We start from the raw sequence: 26,189 nt of genomic DNA on the forward strand, positions 1-26,189 counted from the left end.
AATCAGATGGCCACACGCAGTCTGCTGTTGACCGGTGCCACGTCCGGGCTGGGTCTCGGGCTGGCGCAACGGGTCGTGGGAACACCGGGCTGGCACTGTGTTTTCCCGGTGCGCAACGCCAAGCGCGGCGAGGAACTCAGGGCTCTCCTGGGTGACAAGGCGACCGACGCCAACACCACCATCGTGGTGTGCGATCAGGGTTCGCAGGACAGCGTGCGCCGCGCCGCCGACGAGATCACGCGCCTCGTCACGGACGGCATCATCCCGCCGCTCAGCACCGTCGTGCTCAACGCCGCGGTGCTGCGCAACGATGCCAGAGAACTGAGCCCGGACGGCATCGAATTGACCGTCGCCACCAACCTTTTCGCCCCGCACGCACTGCTGGCGCGGATCAGTCCGCAGCTGGCCGCTGATGCCCGCGTCATGATCGTCGGGTCGCCGACCATCCGCCAGACCCTGTTCCAGCGCCTCGCACGCGTGAAGACCGCGGAGTGGACGCCGCTCGCCGAGCAGTGCCTGCCCAGCGACGACGGCGTCCAGGCGTACGCGCGCACCAAGCTCGGCCTGTTCTACCTGTCGCGCGCGACGGGGTGGCTGGTGCCCGAAGGCATGTCCGCGGCGTACTTCGACCCGGGCGTCATGCCGGGCACGAACATCCTCCGCGAACGCGGCACGTTCAGCCAGGTCTACTGGCGCCGGGTGCTGCCGTATATCGCCTGGACGTTCGGCGGCGTCACCGTCGGCCGCGGCGCGCGGTCGATGTCTCCCTATGTGCTGCACCAGAAGTCGATGGGGGACAGTGGTTTCCTGTCGGTCAAGTGGGGCAAGCGGGCACCGGATGTCGACCCGGCACGGGTGCACGAGTACTTCGTCGAGGCCAACGACATCACCGGCATCGGTGAGTCCGACGCCGCGCCGTGGTGGACGCAACCGGACCGCCTGCTCGGCCGGCCGGTCGGGCCGCGCGCCTGATGGCACCCCGCAAGTCACTGGTCATGGGGGCCAGTGGCTTCCTCGGCTCGCACGTCACGCGTCAGCTCGTCGAACGCGGCGACGACGTCCGGGTCCTGCTGCGGGAGACGAGCTCGACCAAGGGCATCGACGACCTGCCCGTCGAGCGTTGCTACGGAGACATTTTCGACGACGACGCGGTGCGGGCCGCGATGGCTGATCGCGACGTCGTCTTCTACTGTGTCGTGGACGCCCGGGCCATGCTGCCGGACCCGGTGCCGTTGTTCCGCACCAATGTCGATGGCCTGCGGCGGGTGCTGGACGTCGCGGTCGACGCCGACCTCGACAAGTTCGTGTTCGTCAGCACCATCTGCACCATCGCGGTCAGCGATGACGGGTCGGTCGTCACCGAGGACACGCCCTTCAACTGGGCCGACAAGGGTGGCGACTACGTCCGATCACGGTGTGCTGCAGAGCAACTCGTGCTGGACGCCGTGGCGCGGCGGGGGCTGCCCGCGGTCGCGATGTGCGTGTCGAACACCTACGGCCCGCGGGACTGGCAGCCGACGCCGCACGGCGAGATCGTGGCGCGCACGGCGGCCGGCCGGATGCGGTTCTACGCCGCTGATGCGGCGGCGGAAGTGGTCGGTATCGAGGACGCCGCCCGGGCGCTGCTCCTGGCCGCCGAGCACGGCCGCGTGGGGGAGCGGTACATCATCTCGGAGAGCTACCTGCCGCTGCGCACCATCCTGGAGACGGCGGCCGACGAAACCGGCGTCCGGCCACCACGATTCGGGGTCCCCAAGGCCGCGATGTACGCCGGTGCCTACGCCACGGAGCCGCTGCGTGCGGTACGCCCGGGCAAGATTCCGCCGCTGGTCACCATCACGCGGCTGCTGCACATGACGTCACCGGCCGATAACAGCAAGGCGCGGCGGGAGCTGGGCTGGGAACCGGAACCGACGGTGGATGCGATTCGCCGCGCGGCCCGGTTCTACGCCGACAATCAGTTGGCCTGATCGGCGGGCTGCTCGAACTTCATGGCCTCGAGGTTCCAGTACCCGCGCAGGTTGGTGATGAGACCCTCGGCGTTGACCTTGTAGGTGAAGACGCCGCGGACGCTGGCCACGAAGCCGTTCGGGAATTCGGTGCGCAGCACCAGGATGTAGGCGATCTCGTCGGGCGAGCTGGACGGGAACATCTCCTCGCAGGTGACCGTCAGCTGGTTCGGCCCGATGTTGGTGTCGTAGAAGGCGGCGAGCGCCTCCTTGCCCTTCACTCCGGTGCCGTCGGGGTTGGTGACGGCCTCGCCGATCGGGTCCTCGACGACGATGTCGTCCGCCATCAGGGCCAGCCAGCCCTCGCGGTCATGGCTCTGCACGCACCGCCACGACGACTGCGACGCGGTGACAACGGGGTTCTGGGACAAGGGTTTTCCTTCCATTTCATGCCGAAACGGCATTCCAGCAGCTGGAATGCCGTTTCGGATCAGCGCGTCTCGCTCAGCGGTCGGCGTCGGTGTACCGGATGACACCGCGGATGTTGCGGCCCTCCAGCATGTCGGCGTAGCCCTCGTTGATCTGCTCCAGCTTGTACTGCCGGGTGACCATGTCGTCGAGGTTGAGGCGGCCGGCCTTGTACATGGCCAGCAGCGACGGGATGTCGTGGTGCGGGTTGCCGCCGCCGAAGATGGTGCCCTGCAGGCGCTTCTGCATCAGCGTCAGCATCGACAGGTTGAGCTTGACGTCCAGGTTCGCCATGTTCGCCACCGCGGTCACCACACATGTGCCGCCCTTGCTGGTGATGTTGAGGTAGTTGTCGATGTCCTCGCCGTGCAACTCACCGACGGTGACGATGGTCTTGTTGGCCATACGGCCCTCGGTGACCTCGGCGACGCCCGCCATGGCGCTGAAGATGTCCGGGTAGGCATGGGTGGCGCCGAACTTCAGGGCGTTGTCCCGTTTGAATTCAACGGGATCCACGACGAAGACGTTGCGTGCGCCGGCGTTCAGTGCTCCCTGGAGGGCGCCGGTACCGACACCGCCGACACCGACGATGCAGACGTCGTCGCCGGGGCGGACGTCGCCGCTGCGGACGGCCGAGCCGTAGCCGGTGGTGACGCCGCAACCGACCAGGCAGGCGACCTCGAACGGGATGGTGGGGTCGATCTTCACGACCGAGCTCTTGTGCACAACCATGTAGGGGCTGAAGGTGCCCAGCAGGGTCATGGGGAGGACCGGCGTCCCGTCGGCGGCGTGGACGCGGTGGGTGCCGTCGGAGACTGCGGTGCCGGTCAGCAGGTACATGCCGAGATCGCACAGGTTGCGCATGCCGGCCTGACACGACGGGCATTCACCACACGAGGGGATGAACGACAGCACGACGTGGTCGCCGACGGCGATGTGGTCGACGCCGGGGCCGACCTCGACCACGATGCCCGCGCCCTCATGGCCGCCGAGGACGGGGAAGCCGGCCATCGGGATGTCGCCGGTGACCAGGTGGTGGTCCGAGTGGCACATGCCCGAGGCTTCCATCTGGATCTTGACCTCGTCCTTGACGGGGTCACCGATCTCGATCTCCTCGATCGTCCACGGCTTGTTGAACTCCCAGATGAGAGCACCTTTTGTCTTCACCGCATGTGCCTTCCACTAGAACCTGTTTCAGTTAGCGTAGAGGGAATAGTTACGTTCGTCACACCCCACCCCCCAACCAACTGCTTGGCCGGTTCACCAGATCGGGACCGGAGCCTCGCCGAGGGGGTAATAGCCGGGCAGTTGCTCGCCGGCCAGGCTGCGCTGGATGCGCTGCTGCATGCCCTTGGAAAGCTTTCCGGCTGTCATCAGGTCCAGGTAGAGCTTCTGCACGTGGCCGAAGTCGAAGAAGTCGCGTTGCCAGGCGATCTTCGGTTCGCCGTCGACGTTCTCCAGGCGGAACCAGCTGCCACCGATGCCATAGATCTCGCGCTCGGGGGCCGAGGCGTCGTCGGGATCCGTCACGATCTGCTTCCAGAAGCCGACCACCTCGCCCTGCTTGTCGTCGATCACCACGCGCTGGTACGGGTACTTCCAGCCTTCGAGGCCTTCCATCTCCAAACCCAAAGCGATGTCGCGGATTTCGGCCTTGCCGAGGCACATCACGTCTTCCTTGGGCCCGATGTTCCAGCCGTACGTGGCGTCGTCGGTGTAGAAGTCGGCCATGGGCTTCCAGTCGCCGGCGGCCTCGGCGTCACGGTTGACCTGCAGCCACCGCTGCACCCATTCTTCGAGTTGTTCGCGGGGGAATGACGTCATTGTCTTGTCCTTTGTTGTCAGCTGGTTTCGCGAATGAACAGGGCTTGGGTCGGGCACTCGGCGACGGCGCGTTCAATCTCGTCGCGCGCGTCGTCGGGCGGGGTCTCGTCGAGGATCTCGACGGTGCCGCGTTTGGGGACGTTGAAGTAGTCCGGCGCCTCGAGGGAACACATGGCGTGGCCCTGGCACAGGTCGCGGTCGACCTCAACGCGATAGCTGCCCATTTCAGGCGCGCTTCCGGTAGCGGACGGTGGCAGGCCGGGCCAGTTGGACGACCATCTTGGAGTGGTCGTTCTGGTAGCTCTCCGGGGGCTGGGCCATCTCGAACTCGTACTCGCGCAACAGCACCGAGAAGATGGCCTTGATCTGCATCTGCGCGAAGGCGGCGCCCACGCAGCGGTGCTTGCCGGCGCCGAACGGGATCCAGGTCCACCGGTTCAGCAGGTCTTCCTGGCGCGGCTTCTCGTACCGGTTGGGGTTGAAGGCGTCGGGGTCGGGGAAGTCCTCGGGAATCCGGTTGGAGATCGCCGGCGAGGTGGCCACCATCTGGCCTTTGTGGATCGGGTGACCGCCGACTTCGAACTCGTCCTGCGCGACGCGCATCAGGATGATCAGCGGCGGGTGCAGGCGCAGGGTCTCCTTGAGGGCGTTGTCCAGGTTCGGAATCTGGCGCAGCGCATGGAAACTCACCTCCTGGCCGTCGCTGTAGAGGTCGTCGAGCTCCTGCTGGACCGTGGCGTAGAAGTCGGGGTGACGCAGTAGTTCGATGAGCGTCCACGACGACGTGCCCGAGCTGGTGTGGTGCCCGGCGAACATCAGTGAGATGAACATGCCGGTGACCTCGTTGGCGCTGAAGCGGTGATTGCCCTCTTCGTCCTTTATGGACACCAGGACGTCGAGCAGGTCCCGATCGCTCTTGTCGGTGGGCGGGTTGGCAATTCGGCCGTTCATGACCTCCTGTACCAGCTCCACCAGGTTGGCCCGGGCCTCGTCGCGGATGCGGAAGCTCTCGATGGGCAGGTACGGGTCGACGTAGCAGAGCGGGTCGGTGCCGCGCTCGAGCAGGTGGTAGTAGTTCGCGAACCGCGAGTCGAGCTGATTGCGGAACTTCGGGCCGATCAGGCAGGCCGTGGAGGTGTAGATGGTGAGCTCGGAGAAGAACTCCAGCAGATCGATTTCACCGGATTCGCCCCAGTTTTCGGTCATCCGCCGGACCTCGCGCTCGATGGTCGCGGCATGGCCCTTCATCTGCTCGCCGCGCAGCGCGGTGTTGTGCAGCATCTCGGCGCGGCGTTCGGGGTCGGCGTCGAACACCACGCCCTCACCGAAGATCGGCGTCATGAACGGGTAGGCCTCGGCCTGGTTGAGCTCACTGTCGCTGGAGCGGAAGAAGAACTCGTTGGCCTCGGCGCCCGTCAGCAGCACCACCTGCTTGTCGGCCAGCTGGAACCAGCCGACGTCACCGCACTCGTCGCGGACGCGCTGCATCAGCCCGATCGGGTCGGTGCGGAACTCCTCCAGGTGGCCATGCTCCTCGGCACCACCCGAAACCCGTTGAACCTCTTTGGTGATGGTCATTGATTGGGCATTCCTTCCTCGCCCAACGCGAGCGACTGGCGTTCCTTGGCTTCGGCCAGCGGCGCTTCGGGCTGCAGCTCCATGTTGGCGATGAACCCGCCGCGCGGGGTCTCGGCGACGAACGTGATGGCGCGGGCCAGGTCGGCCGCACGCAGGAAGTAGCTGTGCCGGGCCTGACCCCACTTGGCCCAATCCTCAAGGGCCGGCCCGATTTTCTCGGCCGGCAGGCTCCAGCCCATGGACGTCATGGTCGGGCCGGGGTGCACCACCGACGCGCGGACACCGGTGCCTTCCAGCTCCATCTGGAGGTTGGTGACCATGGCGACCAGCCCGGCCTTCGCGGCGCCGTAGGCGCCCATGTGCGGACGCTGGCGCAGCGCCACATCGGAGCCGACGAAGATCAGGTCGCCGCGCCGGCGTTCGACCATGCCGTCGAGGACGGCGCGCGCCATCCGGTTGGCACCGACCAGGTGAATCTGCAGCTGCTCGGCGAACTCATCGGTGCTCATCTCGTGCAGCCGGCCGAAGTTGGTGTCACCGGCGCCCGTGACCAGGACCTCGATGTCGCCGAGTGCCGCCGTCGCCTTGGCGACGAAGTTCTCGACCGATGCGGTGTCGGTGACGTCGAGCGGCAGCGCAATCGCTTCTCCGCCTTCGGCTTTGATCTGGTCGACGAGTTCCTGACACTTCTCCACCCGGCGGGCGCCGAGCGCGACCGGGAAGCCCCGCGCGGCGAGTGCGGTCGCCGTCGCGGCGCCGATGCCCGACGAGGCACCGGCCACGATGGCCGGCCGGCGGGTGGGGTGCGGTTCAAAACGGGCCATTTAGCGTGCCTTCACTGTGATCGGGAGGTGGGCGAAACCTCGTACTGAACTCGAGTGGACGCGGACGCAGTTGTCCTCGTCGACCTCGTAGCCGCGGATACGTTTGAACAGTTCGGTCAGGGCGACCCGGGCTTCCATCCGGGCCAGGTGAGCGCCCAGGCAGAAGTGCGCGCCGCTGCCGAAACTCACGAGCTTCGAACCGATGTCGCGGCCGATGCGGTACTCGTCGGGCGCCTCGAACACCCGCTCGTCACGGTTGGCCGAGCCGGCCAGCAGAATCAGTACGTCACCGGCGGGGACGGTGGTGCCGTAGAACTCGAGGTCCTCGACGACGGCCCGGGCCAGGAGCTGGCTGGAGGTGTCGTAGCGCAGGGTCTCCTCGATCCACGGCGAGATCAGTTCGTGGTCGTCGAAGACCGGCGCCAGCTGGTCGGGGTTCTGGTATCCCCAATAGGCCGCATTGGCAAGCAGTTTCGTGGTCGTCTCGTTACCGGCGATGACCATCAGGAACAGGAACGCCATGATCTCGTCGTCGGTCAGCTTGTCGCCGTCGATCTCGGCCTCCACCAGTGCCGAGGTGAGGTCGTCGGACAGACTCTTGCGGCGCTGCTTCACCATGTCGGCGTAGTACATCAGCAATTCACCCGATGCGGCCATGGCGGACGCCGGGATGTCGGCCGTCCCGTCCTCGCGGTGCATCACACCGTCGGCCAGCGCGCGGATGCGCACGCGGTCTTCTTGTGGGACGCCCATCAGCTCGCTGATGACGTCCATGGGCAGCTTGCCCGCGAAATCGTCGACGTAGTCGAAGGTGTTGTGTTGCAGCGCCTCATCGAGATGCTGGACGGCGATCTCGGTGACCCGGCCTTCCAGCTCACGGATGCGCCGCGGCGTGAAGCCCTTGGAGACCAGCGTGCGCAGCCTCAGGTGCGCCGGATCGTCAAGGGCCAGGAAGGACATCACCCGGTGGGCTTCGTCGTTGCGCGAAATCGGGTCCAGCGAGACGCCGTGCTTGTTGGACAGCGCGGTGCTGTTCCGGAAACCGCGCAGCACATCCTCGTGGCGGGACAGCGCCCAGAAGTTGAGCTTGTCGTTCCGGTAGATCGGCGCCTCGTCCCGCAGCCGCCGGTAGTACGGGTACGGGTCCTCGTGGAAGTCGTAGCTGTATGGATCGATCAGCAGCTCCACATTGGCGGTCACGCGTTGTCTCCCACGATGAGTCCGACGACATAGGACAGCCGGTCGGCGATCTGGTGATAGGTGTAGACGCCGCTGCCGGCGTTGACGAGCGCACCGAAGTACGTCATCTCCAGGGCCGACAGCAGGCGCGGATCGGCGTCGGGGCCGACGGCCGAGCGGATGCGCTTGTGGATTTCGCCACCGATGCGGTCGCGTACCTTGCGGACCGTCTCGTCGTCGCCGGACAGCAGGGCTGTCGTGCACGCCGCGGCCACGCCGGGTTCGTCGGCGACCACCAGCGCGAGGCTGCGTAGTGCCTGCTCGACGCGGCTGGCCCTCGGCTGGTTCACGTCGGTGAAGTAGGGCACCTGACGAACCATGTCCAGATACACCTCGGCGATGAGGTGGTTCTTGGACGAGAAGTAGGTGTAGGCGGTAGCCGGCGCGACCTTGGCGCGCGCCGCGACGGCCCGCACCGTCAGGTCGGCGTAGGACGATTCCCGCAGCATCTCGCGACCGGCAGCCAGAACCTTCTGGAAGGTTTCCTCCTGGCGGCGGTTACGCGGCTGATCGTCCGCTTCTTGGCCGGTGCTTGTGAGGGCGGCCACTGCATCGCTGGACACATGTCCAAGTTAGCCGATGGCGCGGTACGGAAGCAAGAAGTGCGTGAAAAGAGCCTGTTAAACAAGCATTTATGCCGCGGTTTCGGTTGTCGATATCGTCGGACTCTTGCCACTCGGTGGCGCGTGAGGTTATGGTTCGACTGAACGTTGTCGGACAGTTGTCCAGTAAAAATCAGATCGCTGGACGTCGTCCCGAAGGCAGGAGCGCAGATGACCTTGTTGGGTGACGGCGAGAGTCGCCTTCTCATCGACGGAAAATTGGTGCCGGGTTCGCGAGGCACGTTCCCGACCGTCAATCCCGCGACCGAGGAGGTCCTCGGGGTGGCAGCCGACGCCACGGTCGGCGACATGGTCGACGCGATCGACTCCGCCCGCCGGGCTTTCGACGAGACCGACTGGTCCACCAACGTGGAGCTCCGTGTGCGGTGTCTGCGGCAGCTACAGCAGGCCATGCGCGACCACGCCGATGAATTGCGCGAACTGACCATCTCGGAGGTCGGCGCGCCCCGGATGCTCACGGCCGGAGCGCATTTGGACGGCCCGATCGAAGACCTCAGCTTCGCCGCCGACACCGCGGAGAGCTACCAGTGGACCACCGACCTGGGACATGCCACGCCGCAAGGGATTCCGACCAACCGGACCATCGCCCGGGAAGCCGTCGGGGTCGTCGGGGCCATCACGCCGTGGAACTTCCCGCACCAGATCAACCTGGCCAAGGTCGGCCCGGCACTCGCGGCGGGCAACACCCTGATCCTCAAGCCCGCACCGGACACTCCGTGGGTCGCCGCGGTGCTCGGCGAACTGATCACCCAGCACACCGACTTCCCGGCGGGCACCATCAACATCGTCACGTCCCGGGACCACGGCGTCGGCGCACTGCTGTCGAAACACGCTGACGTGGACATGGTTTCGTTCACCGGCTCGACCGCCACCGGCCGCGCCGTGATGACCGACGCAGCGGAGACCATCAAGAAGGTGTTCCTGGAACTCGGTGGCAAGTCGGCATTCCTGGTACTCGACGACGCCGATGTCGCCGCCGCGTGCGCGATGGCCGCGTTCACGGCGTCGATGCACGCCGGCCAGGGGTGCGCCATCACCACCCGGCTCGTGGTGCCGCGAGCCCGCTACGACGAGGCCGTCGCGGCCGCGGCCGGCGCGATGGGCGGCATCAAGCCAGGTGATCCGTCCAGTCCGCGCACCGTCTGCGGCCCCGTGATCTCGGCCCGCCAGCGTGACCGGGTGCAGGGCTACCTCGACCTCGCCCTGCAGGAGGGTGGGACGTTCGCCTGTGGTGGCGGCCGGCCGGCCGACCGCGACAAGGGCTTCTTCATCGAGCCGACCGTCATTGCGGGCCTGGACAATTCGGCGCGTGTCGCGCGCGAGGAGATCTTCGGGCCCGTGCTCACCGTCATCGCCCACGACGGCGACGACGACGCCGTCCGCATCGCCAACGACTCGCCGTACGGTCTGTCCGGCACGGTGTTCTCGGCCGACCCGCAGCGGGCAGCCGGCGTCGCGGCGCGGCTGCGGGTCGGCACCGTCAACGTCAACGGCGGTGTCTGGTACTCCGCCGACGCACCGTTCGGCGGATACAAGCAGTCCGGCAACGGGCGGGAGATGGGCATCGCCGGGTTCGAGGAATACCTGGAGACCAAGTGCATCGCCACGCTGGCCACCTAAGCGCCGGCGTCCCAAAACCATTGACTCACAAGAAGTAGACGAGAGGACATCATGAGCAGGTTCGAGAACAAGGTCGCGATCGTGACCGGCGCGGGCGGGGGCATCGGCCAGGTCTACGCCGAGGCGTTGGCCCGCGAGGGTGCCGCCGTCGTCATCGCCGATATCAACGTCGAAGGCGCCGAGAAGGTGGCCGCCGGCATCAAGGCCGACGGCGGCAAGGCGCTGGCCGTGCGGGTCGACGTGTCGAACATCGACTCGGCCAACGACATGGCTGCCCAGGCCGTGGCGGAGTTCGGCGGCATCGACTACCTGGTGAACAACGCCGCGATCTTCGGTGGCATGAAGCTCGACGGACTGCTGACCGTCGACTGGGACTACTACCGCAAGTTCATGAGCGTCAACCTCGACGGGGCGCTGGTGTGTACCCGCGCGGTTTTCCCGCACATGGAAAAGCGGGGCGGCGGGGCCATCGTCAACCAGTCCTCCACGGCGGCATGGGTTTACGCCAACTTCTACGGTCTGGCCAAGGTCGGCGTCAACGGCCTGACGCAGCAGCTGTCCCGTGAGCTCGGGTGGCGCAACATCCGGATCAACGCCATCGCGCCGGGACCCATCGACACCGAGGCCAACCGCAGCACCACGCCGCAGGCCATCGTCAAGCAGATCGTCCAGACCCTGCCGCTGGCGCGCATGGGTACGCCGGAAGACCTCGCCGGCATGTGCCTGTTCCTGCTGTCCGACGAGGCCAGCTGGATCACCGGGCAGATCTTCAACGTCGACGGCGGACAGATCATCCGGTCATGAGTTCTGATGTGAAACTGGGCTATATCGGCTTGGGCAACCAGGGTGCACCGATGGCCAAGCGGCTGACCGAATGGCCCGGCGGGCTGGTCGTTTTCGACATGCGCGCCGAGGCCATGGCACCGTTCGCCGAACTCGGTGCCACCCTGGCCGATAGCGTCGCCGAGGTGGCCAAAGCCGATGTCATCAGCGTGACGGTGCTCAACGACCAACAGGTCCGTGACGTCGTGGCGCAGCTGGCCGAGCATGCCGAACCCGGCACCGTCATCGCGATCCACTCCACCATCGAACCCACCACCGCGGTCGAACTGGCGGAGCAGTTGCGGCCCAAGGGGATTCACATCGTCGACGCTCCGGTGAGCGGCGGCGCCCATGCGGCGAGCAAGGGTGAGCTGGCCGTGATGGTCGGCGCCGACGACGAGGCCTACGACAAGGTCAAGCCCGTCTTCAAGCAGTGGGCGTCGCTGGTGGTGCGCGCCGGCGAGCCGGGCGCGGGCACCAAGATGAAGCTGGCGCGGAACATGCTGACGTTCATCGGTTTTGCCGCGGCATGCGAGGCGCAGAAGCTGGCCGAGGCGTCGGGCATCGACTTGCAGAAGCTGGGGCGCGTCGTCCGGCACAGTGACGCGCAGTCCGGTGGACCCGGCGCCATCATGGCCCGCGACGACACCAAGCCGCTGGCGCCCGACCACTTCCTCTACAACATGTTCGTCCACACCCGCGGGCTGGCGGAGAAGGATCTGTCACTGGCGCTCGGGCTGGGTTCGGCTGTGGGAGTGGACCTTCCGCTTGCCGAGCTGGCGCTGGCCAACCTCGCCGAGGGTCTCGGTGTACCGCACACGAAGGAGTCATGATGGACGAGTTGCGCGCCAAGGGCCTGGCGAAAATGAACGAGGTTTACGGCTGGGAGATGCCCAACATCGAGGGTGACCCCTACTTCGACCTCACCGTGGATCACCTGTTCGGCACCATCTGGAGCAAGCCCGGGCTGTCCATGCGGGAGAAGCGCCTGATGACGTTCACGTGTGTCACCGCCGTCGGCTCGCAGGACCTCGCCGAAATCCAGATCAACGCGGCCCTACTCAACGAGGAATTCACCGAGGCCGAGCTCAAGGACATCGGCATCTTCCTGACGCAGTATCTCGGCTTTCCGCTCGGTTCGGCGTTCAACGGCGCGGTGTCCAAGGTGGTGGCCAGGCGGCGCAAGGCAGCCGAGAAGGGTCTCGCCGAGGACCGCAAGGCCAACGTCAACGCCGCGGTCAAGATGAACACCGGGAGCGAGCTCGATGACAAGTAGGTACGCCTCGCTGTCGCGTGCTGAGCTCGCGGCGCTGGTGCCGGAACTGCTGCTGATCGGCCAGCTCATCGACCGCGCCGCAATGGCCTGGTGCATCGTCGAATTCGGCCGTGAGGAGATGCTGCAGGTCGCCATCGAGGAATGGGCCGGGTCCAGCCCGCTCTACACCAAGCGCATGCAGAAGGCGCTGAAATACGAAGGCGTGGACGTCATCACGATCTTCAAGGGCCTGCAGCTCGACATCGGTGCGCCGCCGCAGTTCATGGACTTCCGGTACACCGTGCACGACCGCTGGCACGGCGAATTCCACCTCGACCACTGCGGTGCCCTCATGGACGTCGAGCCCATGGGTCCCGACTATGTGCGCGGCATGTGCCACGACATCGAGGACCCGACGTTCGATGCGACAGCTCTGGCCACCAACCGCCGCTGCCAGGTGCGGCCCATCCACCGGCCGCCGCGCGTCCCGGCGGACCGGACCCCGGCCTGCGCGTGGACCGTCATCATCGACGAGTCGTACCCCGAGGTCGGCTTCATCCCGCAGCTCGACATCATCGGCGCCACAAACGCGTACCGCTGCGAACTCGACGACATCGATCCCGCGGACGAAGGTCAGGCCGACTACTCCGGCCCGCTGGTGAGCGATGTCGACTTCTCAGCCTTCTCGCACTCGGCGCTGGTGCGCATCGCCGACGAGGTGTGTCTGCAGATGCACCTGCTGGTGCTGTCGTTCGCGCTGGCCGTGCGGGCCCGCTGCAACGGCGATGCCGAGAAGGAAAGGTCCATCCGGACCAAATCGCTCATCGGCATCGCCGGGGTCGCGGCAGAGCGCATCCAGAAGGTGTTGGGGTTGTCGGCCGATGCCGCCGGTGCCCTGCGGGTACTGGAGCTGCATCCGCTGCTCAACCCGGCCGCCTATGTCTCCGTTGATGTTTCGGGCGACGAGGCACACGTGCACCCGTCACCCGCCCACGAGGACGGTGCCTGGATCACCCTGGTGTCCCCGGAGTCCGAACTGCCGCTGCAGGCCATCGCGACGGCCGTCAACCCGCTGCTGCGGGCCGAGGTGTCGGGTGACGCCACCGACTGGACCGTCCGGTTCATCGAAACCGACACCCCGGCGAAGGAACTCGGTGAGGTCTCGGTGTGCAAGGTCAGCAGCGGGGCGTCTTGGGTGTTCGAGGAACGCAAGTCCCTGCCGTTGACGGTGGTGTAGCGCGGGTCGGACGGACGTGTCCCGACGGGGCGCACAGATCGTCCTCCGAGCGGTTCTGGCGATCTGGTCGCACATTCGAGAACCGTCGTCCCCTTCGAGCGGCTCTCTCCCTCGGCACCTTCCGTCGGGAGCCGTCAACTTTCCTTCACCGTCAGGGAAAGTTGACGGCTTCAGATCGGATGTGTCGGGGGTGCCTGCTGCTTTGACCGGCGCTCAGAAGTCGTCGAACTCGCTGTCGAGACCCTGAATTCGCCCGACGACCCCCGACAGGTCCGTGTGCGAGCGCTGGATGATGTCGGCGACGTCGCCGCTGGCCTTGCCGATCGCCGACCACAGTGCGTGGTCGGCGGCGGCGGTCGGGGTCTTCTTGGCCTCGTCGGCGAGGTCGGTGACCCAGTGCTTGAGCGCGTCGAGTTCACGGCGCCCGCCGTTGACCACGTCCGCGGACCGCTCGAGTTCGTCGCCCAGGCGCTTGTCGAGGTCGGCCAGCCGGCCGAGAGTCTGGGAGTGCCTGTCGTTGGCTTCGGCGTAGAGATCGGCGGCGGCGCCCGTCCAGTGCTCTCCGGGGCCCGCGGCTTTCACCTGGTCCTGCAGGCCGCGCAGCTCCGCGCTCTTGTCGAACTCGGTGCGGTCGTGCGGAACGCCCTCGCCGAAGGTCGCGCGGGCCCGCTCCCACATCAGCAGGAAGGCATCCAGCGGTTCCACCGGTGCGGACCTCCTCGCGTGCGTCGGGCCTGCCCAGTTTAGGACGAGCCGACCAGCTACTAGGGTGTGGCTGTGCGCGTCCTCGTGATCGGCTCCGGTGCCCGTGAACATGCCCTGCTGCTCGCCCTGAGCCGCGACCCCCAGGTGGACTATCTGGCCGTCGCTCCCGGCAATGCCGGTACCTCCGCCGTCGCCGAGCAGCACGACGTCGACATCACCGCCGCCGACGAGGTGGTCGCGCTGGCCAAGAAGCTGACCGCCGACCTGGTCGTCATCGGACCCGAGGTGCCGCTGGTGCTCGGTGTGGCCGACGCGCTGCGCGCCGCCGGCATCGCAACCTTCGGTCCCAGCAAGGACGCCGCCCGCATCGAAGGCTCCAAGGCGTTCGCCAAGGACGTCATGGCCGCCGCCGGCGTCCGCACCGCGACCAGTGAGATCGTCGACAACCCCGCCCACCTCGACGCCGCGCTGGACCGCTTCGGCCCGTCCGCCGGCCAGCAGGCCTGGGTCGTGAAAGACGACGGTCTGGCCGCCGGCAAGGGCGTCGTCGTCTCCGCCGACCGCGAGGCCGCCCGCGCACACGCCGCCGAGCTGCTCGAGTGCGGCCACCCCGTGCTGCTCGAGTCGTTCCTCGACGGGCCCGAAGTGTCGCTGTTCTGCGTCGTCGACGGCGAGACCGTCGTGCCGTTGCTGCCCGCCCAGGACTTCAAACGCGTCGGTGACAACGACAGCGGACCCAACACCGGTGGCATGGGCGCCTACACGCCGCTGCCGTGGCTGCCCGCCGCCGTCGTCGACCAGATCGTCGACGAGGTCGTCAAACGCGTTGCCGCCGAACTGGTTCGGCGCGACAGCTCGTTCTCCGGGCTGCTGTACGCGGGCCTGGCCATCACTTCGAAGGGCCCGGCCGTCGTCGAATTCAACTGCCGCTTCGGCGATCCCGAGACGCAGGCTGTGCTGGCGCTGCTCGAGACGCCGCTGGGCGCGCTGCTGAATGCTGCCGCCACCGGCACGCTGGACTCGGTCGGTGCGCTGCAGTGGCAGGAGGGGTCGGCCGTCACCGTCGTGGTGGCCGCCGAGAACTACCCGGGACGCCCCCGCGTCGGTGACGTGATCACCGGATCCGAAACCGCCGGAGTCCTGCACGCGGGCACCACCCGCAAGGCCGACGGCAGCGTCGTCTCCTCCGGCGGCCGGGTGCTGTCGGTGGTCGGCACCGGCGTTGATCTGGCGGCCGCACGGGCCGACGCCTACCGGATCATCGAGTCGATTCGCCTGCCGGGCAGCCACTTCCGCACCGACATCGGCCTCGCCGCGGCTGAAGGCCGCATCTCGCTCTAGTTGGGATTTGTGCACGAAAATCCGCGGTTGCCGCGGAAAATCGTGCACGAATCACTGGACGAGGTGCGGGGCCAGCCAGGAAATCTCGGCCGGGAGTTGTGCGCTCCAGAACGACCCGTCGTGCCCGCCGGGGGAGAAGCCGCCGGCCGCACCGTTCGGCAGCTGCGCGATGAACTGCTTGGTCGCGGAGTAGAACGGGTCGCTGTCGCCGCAGTCGATGCGGATCGGGATGCCGGCCAGCCCGGGCAGGCCCCACACCGAATTGGCCGCGTAGTCGCCTGCGCCGTCGAAGGCGCCGGGCGCCGTCGCACCCGATGACGTCCACAACGCGGGGCTGACGGCGCAGATGGCCGCGGTCCGGGCCGCGCCCAACCGGCCACCCAGCAGCAGTGCGCCGTAGCCGCCCATCGACCAGCCCAGGAACCCCACCCGCGACGTGTCCAGGCCTTGCGAGGCCAGCATCGGGATCAGCTCGTCGAGCACCATCGCGCCCGCATCCTCGCCGGACTCCCGCTTGTGCCAGTAGCCGCCACCGCCGTCGACGGCCACCACCGCGAACGGCGGCAGTCCGGCCGCCACGGCCTGCGCGAGTCCCTGTTCGACGCCGCCGGCCATCACCGTCGCGGCGTCGCTGCCTTTGCCGTGAAGCGCGATCACGGGACGCAGCGGCGCGGTCTGGCCCGGCGGGCGGGCGATGGCCCAGTTGGTCGAGACGCCGCCGCGGGCCTGCGAGACGAACGAACCGGTGACGTACGTGGGCGCCGGATCGGCGACGGGCGGGGGTGGTGCCAGGGGTACTCCGACGCTCGTCATCGTCACCGGCGTCGCGGTGACGGTCGGGCGGTTGAACGTCGACCCCAACGCAAACGCGCCGGCGGCCCCTGCGGCGGCGCCCACTCCGAGACGGAGGACGGCGCGTCGGCTCAGCTCTGCCATGGCCGCCATCATGCCATCGGTGCCCGGCCGCAATTCCTGAGTAATGCCTAATGGATTACGTGAAATCGTGATCGCCGCGTGACCATTCCTGGCAGCATTTACAGCGTGATGACAGCAGTGACCCCGAAGGGGGAGCGGCGACGGTATGCGCTGGTCAGCGCCGCCGCCGAGCTGCTGTGCGAGGGCGGCTTCGACGCCGTTCGGCACCGCGCCGTGGCGCAGCGAGCCGGGCTACCGCTGGCGTCCACGACGTACTACTTCTCGTCCCTCGACGACCTCATCGAAAAGGCCGTCGAGCACGTCGGAGAATCCGAATCGCAGCAACTGCGACTGCGGGTCTCGGCGCTGTCGCGGCGCCGCCGGGGCGCGGACGCGACGGCCGATCTGCTGGTCGACCTGCTGGTCGGCGACGGTAACCGGGCCTCCGACCAGCTGATTTCCCGCTACGAGCGGTACATCGCCTGCGCCCGGCAGCCCGGGCTGCGTGACGTGCAGCGACGCATCCTCAAGCAGCGTTCCGACGCCGTCGTCGAGGTGGTGGAACGGTCGGGGCGCTCGGTGCGCGCCGAGCTGCTGACCGCCCTGGTCTGCGCGGTGGACGGCGCCGTCGTGGCCTCGATGGTGAGCGACGGCGACGGTCCGCGGGCGACGGCCCGGGCGACCCTCGTGGACGTCATCGATGTCCTGGCGCCCTTCGACCAAGAACGCCGCGCCGCCATATAACTAGGCCGAAGTAGGCTTGAGTCCCGTGAGCATCCCCAACGTGCTGGCCAATCGTTACGCCAGCGACGAGATGGTGGCCATCTGGTCGCCGGAGAACAAGATCGTCGCCGAACGCCGGCTGTGGCTGGCCGTGCTGCGTGCGCAGTCCGAACTGGGCGTGGCTGTGCCGTCCGGTGTCGTCGAGGACTACGAGCGGGTACTCGAGCAGGTCGACCTGGGTTCGATCGCGGCTCGCGAGCGCGTCACCCGGCACGACGTCAAGGCCCGCATCGAGGAGTTCAACGCGCTGGCCGGCCACGAGCACGTCCACAAGGGCATGACGAGCCGCGACCTCACCGAGAACGTCGAGCAGCTGCAGATCCGGCAGTCGCTGGAACTGGTGTTCTCGCACGGCGTTGCTGTGGTGGCGCGCCTGGCCGAACGGGCCGCGCTGTACCGCGACCTGGTGATGGCCGGCCGGTCGCACAACGTGGCGGCGCAGGCCACCACGCTGGGCAAGCGGTTCGCCTCGGCCGCCGAGGAGACGCTGATCGCGCTGAACCGGCTGCGCGAGCTCATCGACCGGTACCCGCTGCGCGGCATCAAGGGTCCGATGGGCACGGCGCAGGACATGCTGGACCTCTTCGGCGGTGACGCTTCGCGGCTGGCCGACCTGGAGCGCCGGGTGGCCGAATTCCTGGGATTCACCGAGGTTTTCACGTCGGTCGGTCAGGTGTACCCGCGGTCGCTGGACCACGACGTGCTGTCGGCGCTGGTGCAGTTGGGCGCCGGTCCGTCGTCGTTCGCGCACACCATCCGGCTGATGGCCGGCCACGAACTGGCCACCGAGGGCTTCGCACCTGGGCAGGTGGGCTCGTCGGCCATGCCGCACAAGATGAACACCCGCTCGTGCGAACGCGTCAACGGCTTGCAGGTCGTGCTGCGCGGCTACGGCTCGATGGCAGCGGAACTGGCTGGGGCGCAATGGAATGAGGGTGACGTCTTCTGCTCGGTGGTGCGCCGCGTTGCGCTGCCGGACGCGTTCTTCGCCATCGACGGGCAGACCGAGACCTTCCTGACGGTGCTCGACGAGTTCGGTGCGTACCCGGCCGTGATCCAGCGCGAGCTGGACCGCTACCTGCCGTTCCTGGCGACCACCCGCATCCTGATGGCCGCGGTGCGGGCCGGTGTCGGCCGTGAGACCGCGCACGAGGTCATCAAGGAGCACGCTGTCGCGGTGGCGCTGGCGATGCGCGAAAAGGGTTTGGAGCCCGACCTTCTGGACCGCCTGGCCGCCGATCCGCGGCTGCCGCTGGACCGCGTCGAGCTCGACGCGGCACTGGCCGACAAACAGGCGTTCAGCGGTGCGGCCGGGGACCAGGTCGACGGTGTGGTGGCCGCGGTGGACCGCTTGGTGGCGCAGTACCCGGAGGCGGCGAAGTACACCTCGGGCGCCATCCTGTGACGTTGGCGTGGAGCTTGGCCGGGGTCGATCTGACCGACCTCGACAACTTCGCGTCGGGCTTCCCGCACGAGCTGTTCGCGCAGCACCGCGCGGAAGCGCCGGTGTACTGGCACGAGCCGACGGAGAACACCCCTGATGGCGAGGGCTTCTGGTCCGTCGCCACCTATGCGGAAACCCTTGCCGTGCTTCGTGATCCGGCGACCTACTCCTCGGTGACGGGCGGTTCGCGACCGTTCGGTGGGACGCTGATACAGGACCTCTCCATCGCCGGGCAGGTGCTGAACATGATGGACGATCCGCGGCACGCGGAGATCCGCCGCCTGGTGTCGTCAGGGCTGACGCCGCGGATGATCGCGCGCGTCGAGGACGACCTGCGGGTGCGCAGCAGGGCGCTGCTAGACGCGGTGTCGCCGGGGGTCCCATTCGACTTCCTGGTCGACATCGCCGCCGAGCTGCCCATGCAGATGATCTGTATTCTGATGGGTATCCCGGAGTCACAACGGCATTGGCTGTTCGAGGCCATCGAGCCGAGCTTCGATTTCGGCGGCTCCCGCAAAGCCGCCATCACCCGGCTGTCCGTGGAGGAAGCCGGATCCCGGATGTACAACTTCGGCATGGAGCTGATCGCAGCCAAGCGGGCCGCGCCCACCGACGACATGCTGTCGGTGGTGGCCAACGCCGAGGGTGTCTCGGACCTCGAGGTGTACCTGTTCTTCAACCTGCTGTTCAGCGCCGGCGCGGAAACCACCCGCAACTCGGTGGCCGGTGGGCTGTTGGCGTTGTGCGAGAACCCAACTCAGCTGTCGCTGCTGCGCGCCGACCTGTCGCTGCTGCCCACCGCAATCGAGGAGATGGTGCGCTGGACGTCGCCGTCACCGTCGAAGCGGCGCACCGCGACCCGCGCCGTGTCGCTCGGTGGCTGCGATATCGAGGCGGGGCAGAAGGTGGTCGTCTGGGAAGGCTCGGCCAACCGCGACGAGCGGGTGTTCGCCGATCCCATGACTTTCGATGTGACCCGGAAGCCCAACCCGCACTTGGGATTCGGACAGGGTCTGCACTACTGCCTCGGCGCGAATCTGGCCCGCCTGGAGCTGCGGGTGTTGTTCGAGGAACTGCTGACCCGGTTCCCGGACATCCAGGTCGTCGAACCGCCCGAATGGACGCGAAGCAACCGCCACACCGGTCTTCGGCACCTGATGGTGACCGTCAGCTAGTCCCTGGATCAGGCCAGATATGGCTCTCATGGTTCATGTGCTGGGCGGCACCAAAAATCCATAGTTGATGTGTGTTTCACCAGTTGGCTCGTCATCACCTGCACGGCCCGGCGCGGGTCCGTAAAGTCATGTGCGCGATAGGTATTGGCGCGGTTGCCGTATCAGGTTGGGTAAATCTCGCCGGTAGCGGTGAGTCCGGACCGGGGGTCACCACGGGGTACACGGCGTTCCAGACATACGAACAACCATCGGTCGGGGGCATGACGATGGGGGTCACCCAGACGTGGCAGCCGCCCGGGGCCCAGCCGCCCACGCCGCGGGCCTGGGTGATCGTGCATGCGCATCCTTAGCGCTGCTTCCCCATGATTTGCACGAAAATCCGTGGGTGGCGCGGATTTTCGTGCACAAATCCCTACTTTTCGAGGGTGAACTGGTTGATGTCGACTTGGCGGAGCCGGAAACCCTTTGCGCAGCCCGTCAAGTACTTCATGTACCGGTCGTAGACCTCGACGGATTGCATCGCGATGGCCTCATCGCGGTGTGCTTCCAGCGCCTCGGCCCACAGATCCAGCGTCCGCGCGTAATGGAGTTGCAGCGACTGCACCCGGGTCACTCTGAATCCCACTGCGGCGGCGTGCTGTTCGACCATCGCCACTGTCGGCAGCCGGCCGCCCGGGAAGATCTCCGTGGTGATGAATTTGATGAAGCGGGCCAGCTCGAAGGTGAGCGGGATTCCGAGTTCTCTGGCCTGTCGCGGATCGAAGCCGCAGATGGTGTGCAGCAGCATGACGCCGTCGGGCGGTAGTGCGTCGTAGGCCATGCGGAAGAACGCCGGATAGCGATCGTGGCCGAAATGCTCGAACGCGCCGATGGATACGATCCGGTCGACCGGTTCGTGAAACTGTTCCCAGCCCTCCAACAGGACGCGCCGCGTCCGAGCGGTCTGCAGCCCGCTCAACAATGCCTCGACATGTGCGGCCTGGTTCTTCGACAGGGTCAGCCCCACGACGTCGACGTCGTACCTCTCGATCGCGCGGCGCATCGCCGCGCCCCAACCACAGCCGATGTCGAGCAGCGTCATCCCCGGAGCGAGACCCAACTTGCCCAGCGCCAGGTCGATCTTCGCCATCTGAGCTTCTTCCAGCGTCATGTCGTCGCGCTCGAAGAACGCGCAGCTGTACGTCTGGCTGGGGTCCAGGAACAGCCTGAAGAAGTCGTCCGACAGGTCGTAGTGCGCTTGGACGTTCTCGAAATGGGGTTTGAGTTTTTCTGCCATGGCATGTCCTTCCAGGCATGTCGACGCGTCGTGCACTGGTTGCGGAGCACCGCCCGGACCGGCCTCTGTGACGATCCGTAGACGGTGCGATGTTCTGACTACGCCTCTGGGGGCGGCGTGGTTCGCCGCTAGCAGGTATTCGTTGCCAGAGTTCAGTTGGATGGCGCACTCAAGCACTCAGCAGGCCAGGAATTCGCGGTCCGGCGGCGCCCACTCTGCTGGAGCGGTCATCCGGAGAAATCCTGGAATATATTTGCCGACGGCATTCAGTGAAGCAACGACTCAGCGGCTAGGCAAGTGGAAACGCGGCGGCAGTCACTCCGACTTGGGACGTGCCGGTCGCAGACCGGCCGACCGCAACTCCAGCGCCGCCAGTTTCCGGATCGCGATGGCGTCGTGGGTGCGCCACGCGGTCACCGGGTCGTCGGAAACCTCGGTGAGCTTGGCCAGCGGCCGGTTGGCCAGCGCCCGCAATGCCAGCAGCTGTTCGCCGGCATCGGTCGACGCCAACGTGACCGCCGTCCATTTGCGCCGGAAGAACCTGATCCGCAGCACCAGCCACGGCATCGCGACGGCCAGGATCGGCGGCAGCGCCACCGCCAGGGCGAGCACCCAGGCCAGCCAGCTGGCCGTGCTGTTGAGGCTGTCCCCGGCACCCGCGATATCGACCGCGGCGCTGCTGGCGGAACGCAGCGGAGCCCCGATGGCCTTCCCGATCAGCGGAAGCCCGTCGGCATTGTGGCCGGCCGAGGACAGGCTGTCGGCCACGCCGTCGGCGCCGTCGTGCACCTGCCGCCCGACGTCCGCGATGGTGGCGATGGCACTGTGCACCGCGACGCCGACCGTGATCCAGATGACGAACCACACCAGCGCGACGACGTCGCTGGTCAGCTGGGCGAGCAACCGGCCCGGCGTCCGGGCGTAGGGCACGTAGCGCGAACTCATGCCAGCCATCCCAACAGATAGGGTGGTCCGATGCGCCCAGCTTTGTCCGACTACCGGCATCTGACCAGCGGTAAGGTCCGCGATCTGTACCGCATCGACGACGACCACCTGCTGTTCGTCGCCTCCGACCGGATTTCGGCCTTCGACTACGTCCTGGACAGCGAGATTCCGGACAAGGGCCGGGTGCTCACCGCCATGAGCGTCTTCTTCTTCGACTACCTGGCCGAGCAGCTGGGCACCGCCAACCACCTCGCCGGCCCGGCTGACGACGAGCGCATCCCCGCAGAGGTACTGGGTCGCGCCCTGGTGGTGCGCAGCCTCGAGATGATGCCGGTCGAGTGCGTGGCGCGCGGGTACCTGACGGGTTCGGGGCTCATCGACTACCGCAAGACCGGCCAGGTGTGCGGCATCGCACTGCCCGAGGGCCTGACCGAGGCCAGCCGGTTCGCCGAGCCGCTGTTCACACCGGCGACCAAGGCCGAGATCGGTGCGCACGACGAGAACATCGCGTTCGACGCCGTCGAGAAGCTGGTCGGTACCGAGCGGGCCGAGCAGCTGCGCGACGCGACCCTGAAGGTGTACAGCGCGGCTGCCGCGCACGCGCTGACCAAGGGAATCATCTTGGCGGACACCAAGTTCGAGTTCGGCGTCGACGCCGACGGCGGGCTGGTACTCGCCGACGAGGTGCTGACACCGGACTCGTCGCGGTACTGGCCGGTGGACGGCTACACCGAGGGCGTGGTGCAGCCCAGCTTCGACAAGCAGTTCGTCCGCAACTGGCTGACCGGACCGGACTCCGGCTGGGACCGTGCCGGCGACACCCCGCCGCCGGCCCTGCCCGATGACATCGTCGAAGCCACCCGGGCGCGGTACATCGAAGCGTACGAACGGATTTCGGGCCGCCGTTTCGCGGATTGGTTCGGTGCATGAGCGAGGCGCCGATCGCCAAGAAGGTCGAACATCGCCGTGAACATCACGGCGACGTGTTCATCGACCCGTACGAGTGGATGCGGGACAAGAACGATCCCGAGGTGATCGCGCTGCTGAACGCGGAGAACGCGTACACCGAGGAGATCACCGCACCGCTGGAACCGTTGCGGCAGAAGATCTTCGACGAGATCAAGGCCCGCACCAAGGAGACCGACCTCTCGGTGCCGACCCGGCGCGGCGACTGGTGGTACTACGCCCGCAGCTTCGAGGGCAAGCAGTACAGCGTGCACTGCCGGTGCCCCATCAGCGATCCCGACGACTGGACGCCGCCGAAGCTCGACGAGCACACCGAGGTCCCCGGTGAACAGGTGCTGCTGGACGAGAACGTCGAGGCCGAGGGCCACGACTTCTTCTCGCTCGGCGCGGCCACCGTCAGCGTCGACGCCAACATTCTCGCGTACTCCGTCGATACCGTCGGCGACGAGCGGTACACGTTGAAGTTCAAGGACTTACGCACCGGTGAGCTGTACGACGACCGGATCACCGGCATCGGTGCGGGCGGCACCTGGGCGGCCGACAACCGCACGCTCTACTACGTCACGGTCGACGACGCCTGGCGGCCGGACACCGTCTGGCGGCACCGCCTGGGTTCCGGGCTGCCGGGCGAGAAGGTGCACCACGAATCCGACGAGCGGTTCTGGGTCGGTGTGGGCCGCACCCGCAGCGACAAGTACGTGTTCATCGCCGCCGGCAGCGCCGTCACCTCCGAGGTGCGTTACGCCGACGCGGGCGACGCCAAGGCCGAGTTCAAAGTGGTGTTGCCGCGCAAGGACTCTGTCGAGTATTCGGTGGAACATGCGGTGATCGGCGGCGAGGACCGGTTCCTGATCCTGCACAACGACGGTGCCGAGAACTTCACGTTGGTCGACGTGCCGGTGTCGGATGCCCCGCTGGTCAACCTCGAGAACGCCCGCACACTGATCGAGCACCGTGATGACGTCCGTCTGGACGGCGTCGACGCGTTCGCCGACCAGTTGGTGATCAGCTACCGCAGCGAGGCGCTCCCGCGAATCCAGCTGTGGCCCTTCGATTTCGAAGGCAACTACGGCGAACTGCAGGAGATCACCTTCGAATCGGAGCTGATGTCCGTCGGGCTGTCGGGCAACCCGAACTGGTCGTCGCCGCGGCTGCGGGTGGGTGCGACGTCATTCGTCATCCCCGTCCGGATCTATGACCTGGACCTGGCCACCGGCGAGCGAATCCTCCTTCGCGAGCAGCCGGTCCTCGGCGACTACCGGCCGGAGGACTATCTGGAGCGTCGCGACTGGACCGTGGCTCCCGACGGCACGAAGGTGCCGCTGTCGATCATTCAGCGGGCCGGTGCGCCGACGCCCGCGCCGGCGCTGCTCTACGGCTACGGCGCCTACGAGTCCTGCGAGGACCCACGCTTCTCCATCGCCCGGCTGTCGCTGCTGGACCGCGGCGTGGTGTTCGTCGTCGCCCACGTGCGTGGCGGCGGCGAGCTGGGCCGCGGCTGGTACGAGCACGGCAAGCTGCTGGAGAAGAAGAACTCCTTCACCGACTTCATCAGTGCCGCAGAGCATCTGATCGCCACGGGGGTGACCCGTCCGGAGAATCTGGTGGCCCTCGGTGGCAGTGCCGGCGGTCTGCTGATGGGCGCGGTGGCCAACATGGCACCCCACCTGTTCGCCGGGATCCTGGCGCAGGTGCCGTTCGTCGACGCGCTCACCACCATCCTCGATCCGTCACTGCCGCTCACCGTCACCGAGTGGGACGAGTGGGGTAATCCGTTGGCGGACAAGGATGTCTACGAGTACATGAAGTCCTACACGCCGTACGAGAACGTGACGGCCCAGGACTACCCGAGCATCCTGGCGATGACATCGCTGAACGACACCCGGGTGTACTACGTCGAGCCGGCCAAATGGGTTGCGGCGCTGCGCAGTACCAAGACCGACGACCATCCGGTTCTGCTCAAGACCGAGATGGCCGCCGGGCACGGTGGCACCAGTGGGCGCTACGAACGCTGGAAGGAAGCGGCGTTCCAGTACGCCTGGGTGTTAGCCACCGCGGACCGCGACAAATATGGCAGCGGCCAGGTAGACGACCTCCTGGACGGAGCGCACGCATAGGTTCGCCGTCATGGACGGCGGGGTGTCGGGCATCTGTGAGGCGTAGATGTTGGCCGGAAACATGGCCAGCATCAACAGGAACAGGCAGATGGCTGCCGCGACGCGCGTGGGTGGCAGCAGGAGTCCGATAGCGCCGAGCAGTTCGAGCACGCCCGTGATGGCCACCAGGCGTTCCGGCGACGGCAGCTGCGGTGGGACGATCGCGATCATGTCGCGCCGCATGGCCGGAGTGAAGTGCGCGATGCCGGTCATCGTGAACATCAGCGCCAGGCCGACCGCGATGGCGCTGGGCCAGCTGTTCACGTAGGTGACGCCGAGCCAGCCGGCCGTCCGCGCGGCCAGGCTGCCGATGACGAGGGCGAGAAAAACGGCCATGAACTGCACCTTCGTAATCAAGTTTGGGGTCTAGATTGAAGGATAACCCGGAACTAGTCACTGTCAAGATAGGATGCCGGCATGGTCAAGAGCTACCACCACGGCGACCTGAAGTCCGTCATCCTGGTGCAGGCGGCGGCGCTGGTGGCCGAGCGCGGCGCCGACGGCCTCTCGCTGCGTGAGTTGGCCCGCGCGGCCGGGGTGTCGCACGCGGCGCCCGCGCATCACTTCACCGACCGGCGTGGGTTGTTCACCGCGCTGGCCACCGAAGGGTTCACGCTCCTGGCCTCGGCACTCCGGGCCGCGCAGCCCGAATTCGCCCATGCTGCACGGGCTTACGTGCAGTTCGCGCTCAGCCACCCTGGGCACTACGCGGTGATGTTCGACAAGAAGCTCTACGATGCCTCCGATCCGGACCTGTGCGCCGCCGAAGCAGAGGCCGCGGCCGAGCTCATGGGCGGCGTCGCGACCCTGTCCGACCCCAACGCCCAGAAGGATCCCGACGGTGCGGCGTTGGCGGCCTGGTCACTGGTGCACGGCTTCGCGCTGCTGGCCCTGGGCGGCGCGGTCACCGACGCCGACCCCGTCGACACCGCCGAGCGCCTCGCCCGGATCCTCTTCTCCGGCTGAGTAGAACTTCCCGCAACCACACCTCCCGTGGGCTTGACCCTGTTTGGTGGACACAGGGTCAGGCGGCTTGTGCCGTCT

General features: G+C 67.1%; 27 protein-coding genes. 14 read left to right on the plus strand and 13 right to left on the minus strand.

Going from position 1 to position 26,189, the window contains the following annotated elements; all coding sequences use genetic code 11:
- The first annotated feature begins 6 nt into the window (after window positions 1-6).
- Together EB75_RS12315 and EB75_RS12320 are read left to right on the plus strand one after the other, a co-directional pair.
- Complete coding sequence (locus EB75_RS12315; RefSeq protein WP_286150165.1) at window positions 7-972, plus strand: SDR family NAD(P)-dependent oxidoreductase; 966 nt, start codon at window positions 7-9, stop codon at window positions 970-972.
- The gene (locus EB75_RS12320; protein WP_073695700.1) at window positions 972-1,970 is read left to right on the plus strand and encodes an NAD-dependent epimerase/dehydratase family protein; all 999 of its coding nucleotides are present in this window, start codon (window positions 972-974) and stop codon (window positions 1,968-1,970) included. Before EB75_RS12315 ends, EB75_RS12320 begins: the two co-directional genes overlap by 1 nt.
- On the opposite strand, the gene EB75_RS12325 is transcribed toward EB75_RS12320, so the two are convergent.
- The 8 genes from EB75_RS12325 to EB75_RS12360 form a co-directional block, all read right to left on the minus strand.
- Entirely contained in the window at window positions 1,958-2,380 is a 423-nt protein-coding gene (locus EB75_RS12325) for a nuclear transport factor 2 family protein (protein ID WP_286150166.1), read from the minus strand. The genes EB75_RS12320 and EB75_RS12325 overlap by 13 nt on opposite strands.
- A 73-nt stretch (window positions 2,381-2,453) precedes the next feature.
- Window positions 2,454-3,584 (minus strand): NDMA-dependent alcohol dehydrogenase, encoded by a 1,131-nt coding sequence (locus EB75_RS12330; protein WP_073695670.1) that lies wholly within the window; start codon window positions 3,582-3,584, stop codon window positions 2,454-2,456.
- Between the two features lie 93 nt (window positions 3,585-3,677).
- A complete protein-coding gene (locus EB75_RS12335) occupies window positions 3,678-4,241 on the minus strand; it encodes a nuclear transport factor 2-like protein (RefSeq protein WP_073695671.1) in 564 nt (187 codons plus the stop codon).
- 17 nt (window positions 4,242-4,258) lie between these two features.
- Window positions 4,259-4,465 (minus strand): ferredoxin Fdx, encoded by a 207-nt coding sequence (fdx, locus tag EB75_RS12340; protein WP_073695672.1) that lies wholly within the window; start codon window positions 4,463-4,465, stop codon window positions 4,259-4,261.
- Between the two features lies 1 nt (window position 4,466).
- The gene (gene cyp51, locus EB75_RS12345) at window positions 4,467-5,819 is read right to left on the minus strand and encodes a lanosterol 14-alpha demethylase (protein ID WP_073695673.1); all 1,353 of its coding nucleotides are present in this window, start codon (window positions 5,817-5,819) and stop codon (window positions 4,467-4,469) included.
- Complete coding sequence (locus EB75_RS12350; protein ID WP_073695674.1) at window positions 5,816-6,643, minus strand: SDR family oxidoreductase; 828 nt, start codon at window positions 6,641-6,643, stop codon at window positions 5,816-5,818. The genes cyp51 and EB75_RS12350 overlap by 4 nt, the downstream gene beginning before the upstream one ends.
- Complete coding sequence (locus EB75_RS12355; RefSeq protein WP_073695675.1) at window positions 6,644-7,843, minus strand: cytochrome P450; 1,200 nt, start codon at window positions 7,841-7,843, stop codon at window positions 6,644-6,646.
- Window positions 7,840-8,445, minus strand: a complete 606-nt coding sequence (locus EB75_RS12360; protein ID WP_073695676.1) for a TetR/AcrR family transcriptional regulator — start codon at window positions 8,443-8,445, stop codon at window positions 7,840-7,842. The genes EB75_RS12355 and EB75_RS12360 overlap by 4 nt, the downstream gene beginning before the upstream one ends.
- 210 nt (window positions 8,446-8,655) lie before the next feature.
- Between EB75_RS12360 and EB75_RS12365 the strand changes: the two genes are divergently transcribed.
- The 5 genes from EB75_RS12365 to EB75_RS12385 are packed head-to-tail and all read left to right on the plus strand — an operon-like array spanning window position 8,656 to window position 13,439.
- Window positions 8,656-10,125, plus strand: coding sequence for an aldehyde dehydrogenase (locus EB75_RS12365; RefSeq protein WP_073695677.1), 1,470 nt, complete (start codon window positions 8,656-8,658; stop codon window positions 10,123-10,125).
- Between the two features lie 51 nt (window positions 10,126-10,176).
- On the plus strand, window positions 10,177-10,929 hold the full coding sequence (locus EB75_RS12370) for an SDR family oxidoreductase (protein WP_073695678.1): 753 nt from the start codon (window positions 10,177-10,179) through the stop codon (window positions 10,927-10,929).
- Window positions 10,926-11,780, plus strand: a complete 855-nt coding sequence (locus tag EB75_RS12375; protein WP_073695679.1) for an NAD(P)-dependent oxidoreductase — start codon at window positions 10,926-10,928, stop codon at window positions 11,778-11,780. Before EB75_RS12370 ends, EB75_RS12375 begins: the two co-directional genes overlap by 4 nt.
- Entirely contained in the window at window positions 11,780-12,223 is a 444-nt protein-coding gene (locus EB75_RS12380) for a carboxymuconolactone decarboxylase family protein (protein WP_073695680.1), read from the plus strand. The genes EB75_RS12375 and EB75_RS12380 overlap by 1 nt, the downstream gene beginning before the upstream one ends.
- Window positions 12,213-13,439, plus strand: coding sequence for a hypothetical protein (locus EB75_RS12385; protein WP_073695681.1), 1,227 nt, complete (start codon window positions 12,213-12,215; stop codon window positions 13,437-13,439). The genes EB75_RS12380 and EB75_RS12385 overlap by 11 nt, the downstream gene beginning before the upstream one ends.
- A 213-nt stretch (window positions 13,440-13,652) precedes the next feature.
- Here EB75_RS12385 and EB75_RS12390 read toward each other — a convergent pair whose 3' ends face one another.
- On the minus strand, window positions 13,653-14,144 hold the full coding sequence (locus EB75_RS12390; RefSeq protein ID WP_083612198.1) for an EspA/EspE family type VII secretion system effector: 492 nt from the start codon (window positions 14,142-14,144) through the stop codon (window positions 13,653-13,655).
- A 72-nt stretch (window positions 14,145-14,216) separates the two neighbouring features.
- On the opposite strand from EB75_RS12390, the gene purD reads away from it, so the two are divergent.
- A complete protein-coding gene (gene purD, locus EB75_RS12395) occupies window positions 14,217-15,485 on the plus strand; it encodes a phosphoribosylamine--glycine ligase (RefSeq protein ID WP_073695702.1) in 1,269 nt (422 codons plus the stop codon).
- Window positions 15,486-15,536: 51 nt separating this feature from the next.
- Here purD and EB75_RS12400 read toward each other — a convergent pair whose 3' ends face one another.
- Window positions 15,537-16,433 (minus strand): alpha/beta hydrolase, encoded by an 897-nt coding sequence (locus tag EB75_RS12400; protein WP_073695682.1) that lies wholly within the window; start codon window positions 16,431-16,433, stop codon window positions 15,537-15,539.
- 96 nt (window positions 16,434-16,529) lie between these two features.
- Between EB75_RS12400 and EB75_RS12405 the strand changes: the two genes are divergently transcribed.
- From EB75_RS12405 to EB75_RS12415, 3 genes are read left to right on the plus strand one after another with little or no spacing between them, the layout of a single operon-like run.
- Window positions 16,530-17,144: a TetR/AcrR family transcriptional regulator gene (locus EB75_RS12405; protein ID WP_073695683.1), complete on the plus strand. Its 615-nt coding sequence runs from the start codon at window positions 16,530-16,532 to the stop codon at window positions 17,142-17,144.
- Window positions 17,145-17,169: 25 nt separating this feature from the next.
- Entirely contained in the window at window positions 17,170-18,588 is a 1,419-nt protein-coding gene (gene purB, locus EB75_RS12410; protein ID WP_073695684.1) for an adenylosuccinate lyase, read from the plus strand.
- Window positions 18,585-19,802, plus strand: coding sequence for a cytochrome P450 (locus EB75_RS12415; RefSeq protein ID WP_073695685.1), 1,218 nt, complete (start codon window positions 18,585-18,587; stop codon window positions 19,800-19,802). Before purB ends, EB75_RS12415 begins: the two co-directional genes overlap by 4 nt.
- Window positions 19,803-20,214: 412 nt before the next feature.
- On the opposite strand, the gene EB75_RS12420 is transcribed toward EB75_RS12415, so the two are convergent.
- Both EB75_RS12420 and EB75_RS12425 read right to left on the minus strand, forming a co-directional pair.
- Window positions 20,215-21,078 carry a cyclopropane mycolic acid synthase family methyltransferase gene (locus EB75_RS12420; protein ID WP_073695686.1) on the minus strand — a complete coding sequence of 288 codons (864 nt, stop codon included), beginning with the start codon at window positions 21,076-21,078 and terminating at the stop codon, window positions 20,215-20,217.
- Between the two features lie 315 nt (window positions 21,079-21,393).
- A complete protein-coding gene (locus EB75_RS12425; RefSeq protein WP_073695704.1) occupies window positions 21,394-22,023 on the minus strand; it encodes a hypothetical protein in 630 nt (209 codons plus the stop codon).
- Window positions 22,024-22,053: 30 nt separating this feature from the next.
- Between EB75_RS12425 and EB75_RS12430 the strand changes: the two genes are divergently transcribed.
- Together EB75_RS12430 and EB75_RS12435 are read left to right on the plus strand one after the other, a co-directional pair.
- A complete protein-coding gene (locus tag EB75_RS12430) occupies window positions 22,054-22,953 on the plus strand; it encodes a phosphoribosylaminoimidazolesuccinocarboxamide synthase (RefSeq protein WP_073695687.1) in 900 nt (299 codons plus the stop codon).
- Complete coding sequence (locus EB75_RS12435) at window positions 22,950-25,106, plus strand: S9 family peptidase (protein ID WP_073695688.1); 2,157 nt, start codon at window positions 22,950-22,952, stop codon at window positions 25,104-25,106. Before EB75_RS12430 ends, EB75_RS12435 begins: the two co-directional genes overlap by 4 nt.
- Here EB75_RS12435 and EB75_RS12440 read toward each other — a convergent pair.
- Entirely contained in the window at window positions 25,035-25,481 is a 447-nt protein-coding gene (locus EB75_RS12440) for a DoxX family protein (RefSeq protein ID WP_073695703.1), read from the minus strand. The genes EB75_RS12435 and EB75_RS12440 overlap by 72 nt on opposite strands.
- Window positions 25,482-25,562: 81 nt before the next feature.
- Here EB75_RS12440 and EB75_RS12445 point away from each other — a divergent pair, with 81 nt between their 5' ends.
- Entirely contained in the window at window positions 25,563-26,111 is a 549-nt protein-coding gene (locus EB75_RS12445) for a TetR/AcrR family transcriptional regulator (RefSeq protein ID WP_073695689.1), read from the plus strand.
- The last annotated feature ends 78 nt before the right edge of the window (window positions 26,112-26,189 follow it).

Source organism: Mycobacterium sp. ST-F2 (genome assembly GCF_001905655.1).
Lineage (GTDB): Bacteria > Actinomycetota > Actinomycetes > Mycobacteriales > Mycobacteriaceae > Mycobacterium.